Origin of the sequence: Synechococcus sp. NOUM97013 (assembly GCF_014279815.1) — a bacterium.
Lineage (GTDB): Bacteria > Cyanobacteriota > Cyanobacteriia > PCC-6307 > Cyanobiaceae > Synechococcus_C.
Genome location: NZ_CP047941.1, coordinates 2,054,148 through 2,067,546 on the forward strand (window position 1 = coordinate 2,054,148; position 13,399 = coordinate 2,067,546).

Annotated in this window: 14 protein-coding genes and 1 tRNA gene; 9 read left to right on the plus strand and 6 right to left on the minus strand. The window is 63.4% G+C overall.

From position 1 onward, the window contains the following. Positions 1–23 precede the first annotated feature (23 nt). Positions 24–1,196, plus strand: a complete 1,173-nt coding sequence (locus tag SynNOUM97013_RS11235) for a class I SAM-dependent RNA methyltransferase (protein WP_186479865.1) — start codon at positions 24–26, stop codon at positions 1,194–1,196. Between the two features lie 5 nt (positions 1,197–1,201). Here the strand turns inward: SynNOUM97013_RS11235 and SynNOUM97013_RS11240 are convergent, their stop codons facing one another. Next, positions 1,202–1,603 carry a phage holin family protein gene (locus SynNOUM97013_RS11240; RefSeq protein WP_186479866.1) on the minus strand — a complete coding sequence of 134 codons (402 nt, stop codon included), beginning with the start codon at positions 1,601–1,603 and terminating at the stop codon, positions 1,202–1,204. Continuing rightward, a complete protein-coding gene (locus SynNOUM97013_RS11245) occupies positions 1,600–2,040 on the minus strand; it encodes a hypothetical protein (RefSeq protein ID WP_186479867.1) in 441 nt (146 codons plus the stop codon). Before SynNOUM97013_RS11245 ends, SynNOUM97013_RS11240 begins: the two co-directional genes overlap by 4 nt. A 54-nt stretch (positions 2,041–2,094) precedes the next feature. On the opposite strand from SynNOUM97013_RS11245, the gene SynNOUM97013_RS11250 reads away from it, so the two are divergent. From SynNOUM97013_RS11250 to SynNOUM97013_RS11260, 3 genes are all read left to right on the plus strand, one after another. Beyond that, complete coding sequence (locus SynNOUM97013_RS11250; RefSeq protein ID WP_186479868.1) at positions 2,095–2,505, plus strand: hypothetical protein; 411 nt, start codon at positions 2,095–2,097, stop codon at positions 2,503–2,505. A gap of 104 nt (positions 2,506–2,609) precedes the next feature. After that, positions 2,610–6,161, plus strand: a complete 3,552-nt coding sequence (gene smc / locus SynNOUM97013_RS11255) for a chromosome segregation protein SMC (RefSeq protein ID WP_370586424.1) — start codon at positions 2,610–2,612, stop codon at positions 6,159–6,161. A 60-nt stretch (positions 6,162–6,221) separates the two neighbouring features. Next, the gene (locus SynNOUM97013_RS11260; RefSeq protein ID WP_186479870.1) at positions 6,222–7,376 is read left to right on the plus strand and encodes a PRC-barrel domain-containing protein; all 1,155 of its coding nucleotides are present in this window, start codon (positions 6,222–6,224) and stop codon (positions 7,374–7,376) included. A 43-nt stretch (positions 7,377–7,419) separates the two neighbouring features. On the opposite strand, the gene msrB is transcribed toward SynNOUM97013_RS11260, so the two are convergent. The 3 genes from msrB to SynNOUM97013_RS11275 form a co-directional block, all read right to left on the minus strand. Next, positions 7,420–7,845, minus strand: coding sequence for a peptide-methionine (R)-S-oxide reductase MsrB (msrB, locus tag SynNOUM97013_RS11265; protein ID WP_186479871.1), 426 nt, complete (start codon positions 7,843–7,845; stop codon positions 7,420–7,422). A gap of 26 nt (positions 7,846–7,871) precedes the next feature. Further along, positions 7,872–9,158 carry a glycosyl transferase gene (locus tag SynNOUM97013_RS11270; RefSeq protein ID WP_186479872.1) on the minus strand — a complete coding sequence of 429 codons (1,287 nt, stop codon included), beginning with the start codon at positions 9,156–9,158 and terminating at the stop codon, positions 7,872–7,874. Positions 9,159–9,187: 29 nt separating this feature from the next. Then, positions 9,188–9,269 (minus strand) — tRNA-Leu (locus SynNOUM97013_RS11275). 150 nt (positions 9,270–9,419) lie between these two features. Between SynNOUM97013_RS11275 and accC the strand changes: the two genes are divergently transcribed. After that, complete coding sequence (gene accC / locus SynNOUM97013_RS11280; RefSeq protein ID WP_186479873.1) at positions 9,420–10,766, plus strand: acetyl-CoA carboxylase biotin carboxylase subunit; 1,347 nt, start codon at positions 9,420–9,422, stop codon at positions 10,764–10,766. A 33-nt stretch (positions 10,767–10,799) separates the two neighbouring features. Here the strand turns inward: accC and SynNOUM97013_RS11285 are convergent, their stop codons facing one another. Next, positions 10,800–11,129, minus strand: a complete 330-nt coding sequence (locus SynNOUM97013_RS11285) for a YggT family protein (protein WP_186481603.1) — start codon at positions 11,127–11,129, stop codon at positions 10,800–10,802. An 88-nt stretch (positions 11,130–11,217) separates the two neighbouring features. Between SynNOUM97013_RS11285 and psbX the strand changes: the two genes are divergently transcribed. The 4 genes from psbX to SynNOUM97013_RS11305 all read left to right on the plus strand — a co-directional run bounded on the left by psbX (position 11,218) and on the right by SynNOUM97013_RS11305 (position 13,398). Beyond that, the gene (psbX, locus tag SynNOUM97013_RS11290; RefSeq protein WP_186470221.1) at positions 11,218–11,340 is read left to right on the plus strand and encodes a photosystem II reaction center X protein; all 123 of its coding nucleotides are present in this window, start codon (positions 11,218–11,220) and stop codon (positions 11,338–11,340) included. A gap of 80 nt (positions 11,341–11,420) precedes the next feature. Then, positions 11,421–12,383: a Ycf66 family protein gene (locus SynNOUM97013_RS11295; RefSeq protein ID WP_186479874.1), complete on the plus strand. Its 963-nt coding sequence runs from the start codon at positions 11,421–11,423 to the stop codon at positions 12,381–12,383. Between the two features lie 35 nt (positions 12,384–12,418). Further along, complete coding sequence (locus SynNOUM97013_RS11300) at positions 12,419–12,913, plus strand: Tol biopolymer transporter periplasmic protein (RefSeq protein ID WP_255442765.1); 495 nt, start codon at positions 12,419–12,421, stop codon at positions 12,911–12,913. Continuing rightward, positions 12,910–13,398, plus strand: a complete 489-nt coding sequence (locus SynNOUM97013_RS11305) for a hypothetical protein (RefSeq protein ID WP_255442766.1) — start codon at positions 12,910–12,912, stop codon at positions 13,396–13,398. The genes SynNOUM97013_RS11300 and SynNOUM97013_RS11305 overlap by 4 nt, the downstream gene beginning before the upstream one ends. Position 13,399: the final 1 nt, after the last annotated feature.

Below are 13,399 nucleotides of genomic sequence, written 5' to 3' on the forward strand. Positions count from 1 at the left end.
AGTGGAGACCGGGAGCACAGCCGTTGGGTCGTGAAAACCGGATCTCCGCAGTCGCCGTGCTGCCCCAGGGGTTGGAAAACGCTGGCTGCGAGGAGCTTCAAGCCCTTGGCGCTCATGACGTGCGACCCCTCCGACGTGCTGCCGCCTTCCAGGCCGACATGGCCTGCCTCTATCGGCTGCACCTGCAGGCCCGATTGCCGTTCAGGCTGCTGCGCCAGATGGCCCGTTTCCCCTGTCAGGGCAGAGACGATCTCTATGACGGCATCCGCCGGGCCCTGAACTGGGAGCGCTGGCTCCATCCCTCCATGACCTTCCGGGTGGATGTGACCGGCACTGCGCCTGGACTGAACCACAGCCACTATTCAGCGTTGCAGGTGAAAAATGCGCTGGTGGACCAGCAGCGCGACCTGTGGGGTGAACGTTCCTCCGTTGACTTAGACGATCCAGACCTTTCCCTGCAGGTGCACCTTGGTCGAGGCGATGCCGTGCTCAGCCTCGACGGCAGCGGCGGCAGCTTGCACCGCCGCGGCTACAGGGCCGCCATGGGTGCGGCTCCACTGAAGGAAAACCTGGCGGCAGGCCTGATCAGGCTCACCGAGTGGGATGGATCAACGCCCTTGGTGGATCCCTGTTGCGGTTCGGGCATCCTGCTGATCGAAGCAGCGCTCACGGCGCTCCAACAGGCCCCAGGTCTCGGCCGCCAGTTCGCGCTGGAGGGATGGGCCGACTTCGATCAACAGCTTTGGCAACGGGAATGCGATCGCGCCCGAACGCGGCAGCGCGAGCCACACACCCTTCCTCCGATCGTGGGGTTTGAACAGGATCCAGACATCGCGGATCAAGCGCGGGACAACATCAGAGCCGCAGGACTGGAGGCATGCATCACCATCCGCACCGGTGACTTTCTGGATCAGTCACTGCCGGAATCACCCGGTGTTCTGGTCTGCAATCCCCCCTACGGCCATCGCATCGGCGATGAGCAGCAACTCGAAGCCCTTTATCGCGACCTTGGCACCTATGCCAAACAGAACGCTGCGGGGTGGCAGCTATGGCTGCTGAGCGGAAACCGCTCGCTCACGGGGGCCCTGAGGCTCAAAGCCTCCAAACGCATCCCCGTCAGCAACGGCGGCATCGATTGCCGCTGGCTGCACTACGGCTTGCGGGCCCCTTCAAGCGAACAAGCCGCGACGCCCTGAAGGGGTCAAATCTTGCCCAGGAGTGCACGAATCGTCTTGGTGACACCATCCAGCGTCTGCGGCAGGAAGGGCCCCTTCAGCACCTGTCCACCGATGCGCAGACTGACGCCAGCAACGGCCATGTTCAACACTGCCAACGTGAGCAGTGATCGCAACAGCGACCAGCCTCCGGCCTCCAGCATCCACACGAGAAGGGCTGCTTCCGCGGTCACCAAGGCGAGCAGCATCAGCGTTCCACCCATGGCCAAGAAGACGCCACCGCTGATCAGGCGGCGTTTCTCGCGGTCCACCTCTTGCAGAGCGATGCGCACGTGCAGATCCATGACGGACCCCGCCAGCGCCGTGACCCTGGCAGCAGCGCCAAGACCGCGGGGTCGTGGCTCCTGCTGACGCGGCAGTTCACTCATGAGGACCTCCCAGCGCCGCGGATCATGGCGCCCACCAGCACACCAACACCGGCCGCGACCGCCAAAGCCAGTAACGGACGCTCACGCACGGGTTTCTCGATCTTGGGCCGCAGGGTTTGGTTGAGCTCATCCAGGAGATGCTCCAGTTGCTCCTCCAAGGGATCCAGGCTGTCGGCCAGATGCTTCGTGCGATCTCCGGCCTGATGCAGCAGTTCTTCGAGCTGAATGCTGACAACATTGCCGGCGCGATCACTGTGCTCTGAGAGCAGCTGGACCACCTCATCGAAACTGCCGCGCGTGGCCTCCAGTGCCTGTTGGGTCACCTCGGGCCAGCGCCGCTGGATGTCGGGCACCAGCGACTCGAAGCGATCCCGGAACCGATGCGCCAGATCGGGCGACTGCTCAGGCGTATCGGCAGGGGATGGTGCTGAATCCATGACGGTGCTCACGGCCTCACGCAGGGTAGGGGTGGTGACTGCCGGAGGAAACCCATGGGTGCGCATCCGCTGCGCTACGTGCTGCTGGAGCATTTCGGAGCTCCGGACGACCCGCGCGGCTGCCATCTCGATCTGCTGCTGGAAGACGGTGACAGCTGCCGCAGCTGGCGACTGGATGCCATTCCTGGCCTCAACGGCCCGGCAGTCAGAGCCACCGCGTTGGCACCGCATCGACTGGTGTGGCTCGACCGGCAGGCCGCCGCGGTCTCAGGCGGCAGAGGCTGGGCTCGTCGTGTGGTGGGCGGAGCGATGGCCGGTCCCTTGCCCTCCGACCCCCTGGCACCGATTCACGTGCTCCTCTCGGGTCTGGGAGTGATCGGTCTGCCCGAGCAGGCGGTGCTGGATCTGCAGGGCGATCAATGCCGCCTGCTGCACAGCGACACGCTTTTTAAAGACAGCACTTGAGGATTTCCAAAGCTCCGCTAATTTCGACAGGCTGACAGCCGTGGCCCCTGTTGGTTCATATCAATCAGGTCGGGCTAACGCAGTTCAAGTCCTTCGGCGGGGCGATGACGATCCCTCTTGAGGAGGGATTCACCGTGGTGACCGGGCCCAACGGCTCCGGCAAGAGCAACATCCTGGACGGGGTGCTCTTCTGTCTCGGCCTGGCCAACAGCCGTGGCATGCGCGCTGATCGCCTGCCCGATCTCGTCAACAGTGGCGTTCTCAAGGCCGGCAAGTCGGCGGAAACCACCGTGAGCGTGCGTTTCGATCTGTCGGACTGGCAGCCCGATGCGGCCGAAGAGGGCCTGGAGGCGCCGGAGGAAGGCCCCTGGATCCGTGCCGATCAGAAGGAATGGACGGTCACGCGCAAATTGCGGGTGATGCCAGGTGGCTCTTACAGCAGCAGCTACAGCGCCGACGGCATCCCCTGCAACCTTCAACAGCTGCAAACCCAGTTGCGCCGGCTGCGCATCGATCCGGAAGGCAGCAACGTGGTGATGCAGGGGGATGTCACCCGCATCGTGTCGATGAGCAACCGCGATCGCCGCGGCCTGATCGATGAACTGGCCGGGGTGGCCCTGTTCGACAGCCGCATCGAGCAGACACGACGCAAGCTGGACGAGGTTCAGGAACGACAGGAACGCTGTCGGATCGTGGAGCAGGAGCTGCTGACGGCCCGCCTGAGACTGGAGAAAGACTGCGCCAAGGCACGCGCCTATCAAGAGCTCAGGGAACAGGTGCAACTTGGTCGGCGCCAGGAACTGGTGCTGGCCTTTGAAGCCGCGCAGGCCGAACGCCAACGTCTGCAGCAGCGCCAGCAGCAGCTGAGCGAACAGGACGAACGTGATGCACGCGCGATTGAGCAACGGGATCTCACGCTGCAGGAATCGGCCCAGCGACTCCAGACGCTGCAGGAGAGCGTCAAAGCATTGGGGGAAGACCAGCTGTTGAGCGTGCAGGCGGAACTGGCTGGCTTGGATCCGCAGAGCCGCGAACTGGAGCGCCAGGCGACACAACATCAACAGGAGGGTGAACGGCTCCAGGGGGTACGGCATCAGCTTCAGGCACGCCGCGGCCAGCTCCAGGCCGAAGGCGACACGCTGCGCCTCCAGACCGATCCCGATGGCCTCGAGAAGGTTGAGCAGCTCTGCAGGGAGGCGGAAGCGGCGGTTGAGCTGTCACGGCGCCGACTGGGAGAAGTGGCTGGTCGATCCGGGAGCTGGTTGGAGGAACAGAAGCAACGCTCCGGACGGCGTCAGGAACTGTTGAGCACCATCCAGCCGCTGCAGGAGGAACGTCAGCAGCTCAAGGAACGCCTGCGCCAGGACGAGGAACGTCAGCGTGAGCTGGAACAGGATCGTGACCAGGACGGCGCTGAAGATCAACGCGTCCAGGGACTTCTGGAACAGCTCGAGCAGGAGTGGCAAACCCTGCTCGAATCGATCAAGAGCGGCAAGGAGCAGCTGCAGCAGTTGCTGGAGTCAGTTGCCATTCAGCAGCGCACCCGCTCCCGACTCGAACAGGAACAAGCGCGCCTGGAACGGGATATCGCCCGGCTCGACAGCCGTCGGGAAGCACTGCAGGAAAGCCGCGGCACCGGCGCACTCCGCCTGCTGCTGGAATCCGGTCTGGAGGGCATCCACGGTCCTGTCGCCCAGCTTGGTGAAGTTGAGGAGCGCCACCGGCTTGCGCTCGAAGTGGCCGCCGGTGCGCGCATGGGCCAGGTGGTGGTGGACGACGACCGCATCGCCGCGCGCGCCATCGATCTGCTCAAGAGTCGGCGGGCCGGACGTCTGACCTTCCTGCCGCTCAACAAGATCCGAGCACCCGGTGGTGGTGGGGGTGCCGCCATGGCACGGGGACGACGCCCAGACACCACAGGGGCCGGAGGTCTGGTGGGTCGCGCTGTGGATCTGATTCGCTACGAACCGATCTATGCAGACGTCTTTGCCTATGTGTTCGGAGACACCCAGGTGTTTTCCGACCTTGGCAGCGCGCGCCAGTTCCTCGGCCGCTCGCGAGCCGTGACCCTGGAAGGGGAGCTGCTGGAGAAGAGCGGCGCCATGACCGGTGGCAGCTTCTCGCAACGCAGCGGCGGATTGAGCTTCGGTGTCAGCAGTGACGGAGACGAGGCAGCCCCCCTGCGTCAGCGGCTGCTGGAACTGGGCGAAACCCTCGCCGCCTGCAGGCGGGAAGAACAACGGCTCGTGGAGGCAGTGGATCAGCAGCGTCCCGCGCTGCGTCAACTGGAGCAACGCCAGGCAGCGCTGGAGGCGGAACGTCAGGCCGCCAAGCGCGCCCACGGGCCACTGCTGGAACGCGTGCAACAGCGGCAACGCAAGCTGAGTGAACTGCAGCAAGCCCGGCAGTCCCACGACCAGCGGCTGCAGCAACTGGCGGCCAGCCTCACCCCGATGCAAACCGAGCTGGAGCAGCTCAACCAGCAGGAGTCCGCGGTGGAAGCCAACGGTGATGCCGAGCGCTGGCAGGCACTGCAGCAGGAACTGGAACAGGCTGATACCGGACTGGAAACAGCTCGCCGTCAACGGGATGCCCTGTTGCAACAGGAACGTGACCGCCAACTCTCCCAGCAACGATTGGCAGATCAGCAGCAGAGCGTCGAGCGGGAAGAACAGTCGCTGCAGCAGGCGGTGCAAGCCCTCGCCGAAGCCCACGGCCGCTGGAGAGAACAGCAACAGGCTCTGAAAACGCGACGCGAGGCTCTCGAAGCCCAGCAGAAGGAACTGCAAACGCGGTTCGGTGAAGAGCGACGCGCCCGGGATGAAGCCGAAGCGGTAGTGGCCGAACAGCGCCAGGCCCTGCAGCAGGCCCGCTGGGAGCTGGAGCGTCTGCGCGAAGAACGCACGGCCCTGGAAGAGCAGCTGCGCAGCGGTGGCATTCGCCTGGAAGAACTGCGCAACACCCTTCCCAATCCACTTCCAGAGATCAGCGACGACCTACGCGAAGCCGGCCTGGAGCAGCTTCAGGAACGACTGCAGCAACTGCAAGGCCGCATGGAAGCCCTGGAACCGGTGAACATGCTTGCCCTTGAAGAGCTCCAGGAACTGGAACAGCGGCTTGGGGATCTGGGCGAACGTCTGGATGTGCTCAGCCAGGAACGCGAAGAACTGCTGCTGCGCATCGAAACGGTGGCCACGCTGAGGCAGGAGGCCTTCATGGAGGCGTTCACCGCGGTGGATAGTCATTTCAGAGAGATCTTCGCCAGCCTTTCCGACGGAGACGGCAAACTCCAACTCGACAATCCGGATGATCCTCTGGAGGGCGGACTGACCCTGGTGGCGCATCCAAAAGGCAAGGCTGTCCGGCGCCTAGCTGCGATGTCCGGAGGAGAGAAATCGCTGACGGCGCTTAGCTTTCTTTTTGCCCTGCAGCGCTTCCGTCCTTCTCCCTTCTATGCCCTTGATGAGGTCGACAGCTTCCTCGATGGGGTCAATGTGGAGCGCCTTGCGGCCTTGATCGCCCGTCAGGCCGAACAGGCCCAGTTTCTGGTGGTGAGCCACCGGCGACCCATGATCGGTGCCTCGACACGCACCATTGGTGTCACCCAGGCGCGTGGTGCCCACACCCAGGTGGTTGGACTTCCTGATGCGGCCTGAACTTCCCCTCTTGAGTCCTTGCGTCAAAATGGCTGCAATCCCTCCGGCTGAGGCCCGCGGTTGAGCTTGTCGTCAACAACGAACGATCCTTTGACCAACGTGCCCAGTGACCGCCTCTGGCTGAGGTCGGAACTAATGGGCACGCAGGTGATCACCCGCGACAGTGGACGTCGGCTGGGCGTCGTGGGCGAGGTGATCGTGGACATCGACCGGCGTGAAGTGGTGGCTCTGGGGCTGCGCGACAACCCCCTCACACGCTTTTTGCCGGGTTTGCCGCGCTGGATGCCGCTCGATCGCATCCGCCAAGTCGGCGACGTGATCCTGGTCGACTCATCGGATTCCCTCAGCGAAGGCTTCTCAGCGGACCGCTACAACCGTGTGATCAACTGCCAGGTGATCACCGAATCCGGGCAACAGCTGGGCCGCGTGCTCGGCTTCTCCTTTGATATTGAAACCGGTGAGCTCACCACCCTGGTGATGGGTGCGGTGGGTGTGCCGCTCTTGGGTGAGGGCGTGCTGAGCACCTGGGAAATTCCCGTGGACGAGATCGTCAGCAGTGGCGCCGACCGAATCATTGTTTACGAAGGAGCAGAAGAGAAGCTCAAGCAACTCAACAGTGGATTCCTGGAAAAGCTCGGAGTGGGAGGCTCCAGCTGGGAAGAGCAGGAGCGTGAGCGTTACCGGCTCAACGTGGTGCCAGTCGAGAACCAGCTGAGCTCTGGCCAGCCGGCGGAAGCTGCCCCCCGTCAACTCGAGGCGTCCCAGACTGAACAGTTCCAAGCCGAGCAACCGGAGTTGGAATACGTCGAACTCGAGCAGCCACGGGAGCAGGAGCAAACCAGGCGGCGCTATCTCGACGAGATGCCGATGGACGAACCAGAGCCCTATAGGGAACCGGACCGCTACCGCAGCCGTGGCCCTGAACCGGATGAGCCCGTCTACAGAGATCCGGAGCCCCGCTACAACGAACCCCGAAGGGGGTGGGAAGAACCCCCCGCCTACGACGAAAGGCCTCGCTTTGACGACCGACCGCGTCCAGCGTCAAGGCGACCGGTGGAACGCCCAGGTGCCCCTTTGGACGTCGAACCGATGGAGCGCGAGCGGATGCCATTGGACTTGGAGCCCCGCAATCGCGCTCCTCAGGATCCGGAACCGCCACAGCGCAACCCCCAACAGCAGCGCGCTCCGGAAGAACCGTTGGATGACCCCTGGTGATTGCTCACCAGGACTCACTCAGATCCAACCCATCGGCATCCCTTCAGACAGGATTCGTGTTTTTGAACTGCAGTGACGCGCTGTTCACGCAGTAGCGCTGCCCTGTGGGCGTTGGACTGTCCTTGAACACGTGTCCCAGGTGACCATCGCAGCGAGCACACAGGATCTCGGTGCGGACCATGCCGTGGGTGCGGTCTTCCTTTGTGCGGATTGCACCAGAGCTGACTCCGTCCCAGAAGCTGGGCCAACCGGTGCCTGACTCGAACTTGGTGCGTGAGCTGAACAAGGGGGCATCACAGCAGACGCAGTGATACATCCCATCCTCTTTGTGATTCCAGTAAGCACCTGTAAAAGCACGCTCCGTTCCGCCTTGACGGGCAACCTGGAACTGCTCAGGTGTGAGCTGCGCCTTCCACTCCTCCGGAGAGCGCTCGACCCGATCGCCACCGACGGGGGAAGTGCTGGTCATGATCAAGGCACCAAACTCAAAAAAAGCTAGTCGGAAAGCGCCGGGGGCAGCAGCTCGCGCACCTGTTTGGCCAGGGCCGCCACTGCGCCAGGCTGTCCACGCAAAGCCCGCAGGTCCTGCCGCTGTCCTTCAAGCCGCTCGGGCGACTGCAGCCAATCGGACGCCTCCGAGGCGATCTGAGCGGGCGTGATCGTCCCCACCCGTTCAGGCACCACCATGCGCCCCGCTGAGATGTTGGGCCAGGCCAGAAGACCGTGATTGCGCAGGCGCCAGGCACTGAGCAGCAAACCAATCAGACGTTTCAACCCCGGGAGCCGCGCCACCAACCCCATCCATCCATCCCAGGCCTGCATCACCCCTAGATGTTGCATGGGCACCAGCACGATCATGGGCACCCCCAGCGCCCCCAGCTCAGCGGTGTTTGCACCCACAGTGGTCAGCGCGAGGGCGCACTGACTGAGCACGCCATGGGCAGGCGGATCTTCATGCAGATGGATGAGAGTTCCTGCCCGGGTGAGCAGACGCCGCCATGGCCAGCCATCACCGGGCGGCAAAAGGGTTTGGATGCTGGCGACGTAACTCGCCGCAATGGCGTTGGAAGGCTCCAGATAGCGAAGCAATTCCTCAACGCTGGTGGTGGGAGCGACCGGCAGCAGGAAGCGGCATCCAGGACGCTCGGCCGCCAAACGGTCTGCGGTCTCCAGCAGGAAAGGGACACCGACGGAAAGCTTGGCCGGCTTGGATCCCGGCAATAGGGCCACCCACTCCCCCTCGGGCAGCGGGTCTTGTGCACGGGCGTGGCTGGAGAGATCGGCCATGAGATCACCCACCACCTCGCAACGGGAGCGAAATCGTCTTGGCAGCTGATCGCGCACCGAGGGAGCCATCGCCGCAATGCGGTCATTCCATCGGGGCCATCGCGCCACCCATTCCGCATAGGTGATATGGCGGTAACCGAGACGCGCCGAAAGCAACACCGTCCAGAACTGATCGCCACCGAGAAACACCACCACCCCCTGCGATGGCCAGCTGCCAAAGCGCTGGGGACGGAGAAGCAGAGACCAAAACTGACGTGCAGGAATGATCTGGTCAAACTGGCCCCAGCGACTGGCTGCATCGGCCTCCTGTCCGGTGGCATTCGGACAGGGCACCAGCACCAAAGAGAGGCTCAGAGCCGATTGCGGTGCGCGAGGCCGCAATAGGAGTTGGTGGTGCAGCGCTTCCGCAAGAGGACGAACCCAGGTGCTCAGTTCACCAGGACCATTGGAAACAAAAACAATCGAGAGCGTTGGATCCGGGGTTCGGAGCGTCACGCGTGCCGGATCGTGATGGGAAGGAGAAATGCGGATGGCGAGACTTGAACTCGCAAGGCCGAAGCCACACGCCCCTCAAACGTGCGTGTCTACCAATTCCACCACATCCGCGTGGTTGATTCAGCCACTCGGGCCTCATCGCAGAGAAATATACCGGCTGGGGGGCCCACCCCCCAGCAAGCCCAGAAGTCAAATGATCTCCAGAGCGAGAACGCGAAACGCAGTCACTGATACGATCCGCCCTGGCTTTGAGTCTGCGGGATGCCCATCGGCAAGGTGCTGATCGCCAACCGCGGCGAAATCGCTCTCAGAATCCTGAGAAGCTGCAGGGAGCTCGGCATTGGCACGGTCGCTGTGTACAGCACCGTTGACCGCAACGCGCTGCACGTTCAGTTGGCGGACGAAGCGGTTTGCGTGGGCGAAGGACCCAGTAACCGCAGCTATTTGAATGTTCCCAACATCCTTGCGGCGGCGACATCCAGGGGGGTCGATGCCATCCACCCCGGCTATGGATTCCTCGCCGAAAACGACAAATTCGCGGAGATGTGCCGCGACCACGGTCTGACCTTTGTCGGCCCATCACCGCACGCGATCCGGTCGATGGGTGACAAGTCGACCGCCAAGACGACCATGCAGTCGGTCGGCGTTCCCACCGTTCCCGGCAGCGAGGGGCTTCTGGCCAATCCGTCAGAAGCCGCAGCCCTGGCCGAATCCATGGGCTACCCAGTGATGATCAAGGCCACCGCCGGAGGCGGAGGTCGCGGTATGCGCCTGGTCCAGAGCCCTGACCAGCTCGACACGCTCTTCAAGGCTGCTCAGGGCGAGGCGGAAGCCGCCTTCGGCAACCCCGGCCTGTACATGGAGAAATTCATCGACCGGCCCCGCCACGTGGAAGTGCAGGTGCTGGCGGATCGCCACGGCAACGTGGTGCACCTGGGTGAACGCGACTGCTCGATCCAGCGCCGTCACCAGAAGCTGCTCGAAGAGGCTCCCAGCCCTGCCCTGGATCCGGAGCTGCGACGCCGCATGGGTGAGGCCGCCGTGGCGGCAGCCCGCAGCATCAACTACGAAGGCGCAGGCACCGTTGAATTCCTCCTGGATCGCAGCGGCGGTTTCTATTTCATGGAGATGAACACCCGCATTCAGGTGGAACATCCCGTGACAGAAATGGTCACCGGTGTCGACCTGATCACCGAGCAATTGCGCATTGCAGGCGGCGAACCGATCAGCGTGCGTCAAGACGACATTCAGCTGCGCGGTCACGCCATCGAATGCCGGATCAATGCTGAAGACGCCCGCCACAATTTCAGGCCCGCACCGGGCAAGATCACCGGTTGGCTACCCCCCGGAGGTCCCGGTGTTCGCGTCGACAGCCACGTGTACACGGGCTACGACATTCCGCCTTTCTATGACTCCCTGATCGGCAAGTTGATCGTGTGGGGAACCGATCGCAACCATGCGCTTGCACGCATGAAGCGAGCACTCAACGAGTGCGCCGTCACCGGGATCCCCACCACCGTTGAATTCCACCTGGAAATGCTCGACAGACCGGAATTCATCAACGGTGACGTGCACACCAAGTTCGTTGAGCAGGAAATGCTCCCCTGAGCCGGCTGAGGGAGCAGAAATCACGCTCCGGCTTCAAGCCACAGCCTGAGCGCGCATCAGGATCTGGGACAGCACGCCCTGCTGCCCGACGAGCAGCTCACGAAACAAACTGACCAACCCCAGCCAGATCACCGGCGTGACATCCACACCGCCGATCGGAGACACCACACGGCGCGTAAGCGACAGCACCGGCTCCGTCGGCCAGATCACCAACGCCCAGACACCTGAGGCCGAATCCACCTGGGGATACCAGGTGAGCACAATCCGCATTAGGAACATCAGGCTCCAGGCCGCCAGCAGCAGGCCAAGGACCAGATGGATCGATGGCAGCACCTGGAGCAACGTCGGCGTCACAAAGCTCAAAGCATTGGCCACGGCATCGTAGAAAGTCGCCGCTGATCTCTAGGATCGGCAGCATTCAGTCTTCTGACGGCAGTCCGGCTCGATCGTTATGACCCCATCCCTCGCCAATTTCCTCAGCAGCCTGGCCTGGGGTGCCGTGATCGTGGTGGTCCCCGCCTCCATCGGCCTGTTTTTCCTGAGCCAGACCGACCAAGTCGACCGCAAGCTCTGAAGGCGCTGGCGCGCTTCGTAAACTTGGTGTGAAAGTTCCCGGTTCTTGCGGACCGGGCCACCCAACCAGAGGGCCTCAACGTGGTTAACGCCAGTCTTAACTGGGCCAGCATTGTGGGCATCGTTCTAGCCGTCGGCGGAGCGATGCTCTATTTCATGCGCAGCTTTAAACCTGCCCTTGCCCGCGACTACGACGTTTTCTTCGCTGCAATCGGTCTTCTGTGCGGCGGCATCCTGTTTTTCCAAGGGTGGAGACTCGACCCCATCCTTCAATTTGGGCAGTTTCTGCTGGCGGGCACAACGGTGTTCTTTGCCTACGAGAGCGTTCGTCTGCGTGGTGTTTCCGCAGAGCAGGCCCGTCGCTCCGCTTACTTCGATGACGAGCCTCCAGCCAGGGCTCCAGCCGGAGGGATGCGTGGCTACGACGACAGCTACGACCGCTTTGATGAACCCCAGCCAGTCAGGCGACGTTTTGCGGCGCAGGACTTCGACGAAGCGGAAGGTCCAGAGCAGGATTTCTACCGGCCGCGTCGCAACTCCAGGGCCGCCATCCCTGAACAGGCAGCCAGCCGTAGGCGAGGTCGTCCCGAGACAGCATCGGACTGGGGTAGCGACAGCGAGCAGGACCGTCGCATGGCGCGATTCGGCAACCGCGATGACGAACGTTCACCCTCGGGTCCCAGCTTCGGCGATCGCCGCACACAGAGAGATGATCAACGCCGCGGCAGCCGCCCCAGCGCCGCCACGCGTGGAGACAGTGCAGCGTCGCCCCGTGCAGCTGTCGACGGCAAGGCCTCAGGGTCACGCCCCTCAGCAAGCAGCCGCGCACCAATGAACGGGCAGCCCGGCGTTCCTCAGGGCACCCCTTACAGGCAAGCTGCCGAAGATGCGGCGTATAGCCCTAGCCGACGGCCCACCAACGCTCCCTCATCGACAGCTCCCTCATCGGCAGCCTCATCCACCGCTGGGCGCCCACAGGATCCTGCCCGGACGCCACCTCGGAGCTCTCGCCCCCGGGACAACAGTTCCCGCTTCGACGACTGATCCGCTTCGCCCCGCTGCTGCTGCTCGTGGTCAGCTTGATAGCGACCGGGTGCAGCGGCAGATCGCAACGTGCCCCTGGATCGCTTCTGCCTGAACAGCAACAGGAGCCTGCTCTAAGCGGTGATGGACGCAAGCTGGCAGTGATTGCGGACCAACGCGGCCGTGCGACGGTTCAACTGAACGATCTTCGGGATGGAAGGTCGCTGCCACTCCGTCATCTCAATCGCAATCAACCCCACAGCTCACCCTCGCTGAGCTGGAACGGACGCTACTTGGCGGTGATCGTTCAACGGGGAAACCGCCGGATGGTTCTCATAGAAGATCGCCTCAACGGCCGCGCCCACCCCCTGCGACTGCCCTCGGGGCGCAACCCAGTTCGGCTGAGCCTGGCGCCGGATGCGCGGCAACTGGCCGTTCAGACCGCAGAACGCGGCCGCTGGCAGGTGGAGATTCTGGATCTCAGCGGCATCCTGGAACCCGACAACCCAGGAGGCCTGCGCCGGAGCACTCCCATGGAGTCCACACCGTGACCAGGCCGGACCGAATCATCGTCACCCTGCTGGCGAGCTTTGTTCTCACAGGTTGCGGCGGATCAGGACTACGCCCGCAAACAGCAGTCAGCAGCGCCTTGCAACGCAGCGCGGACAGTCGACGCTGGCCAGCGATGAGCGACCGCTGGCTGGTCTCCATCGCCAGCCGCAACGGACGCGAGCGCATCGAGTTGGTGGATCTGAGCAGCAGGCAACCGGTGCCACTGCCAGGCCTGAATCAGGCGGATGCACAACCGGTGAGCGTCAGCGTCAGTGCTGACGGCAACAGGATTGCACTGGTGCGTCGCCGCAACGGGCAGACCGAACTCAACCTCTACAGACGCAACGTTGGCCTGCTTCAACGGCTGCCACTGGAACCCGCAGGGGTTCCAAGGGACGTGAGCCTCGACGGCTCAGGACGGCTGCTCGCTGTCCAGGTGAGCCGCAGGGGACGGTGGGACGTTGACTTGATCCGCCTGCCCTGAG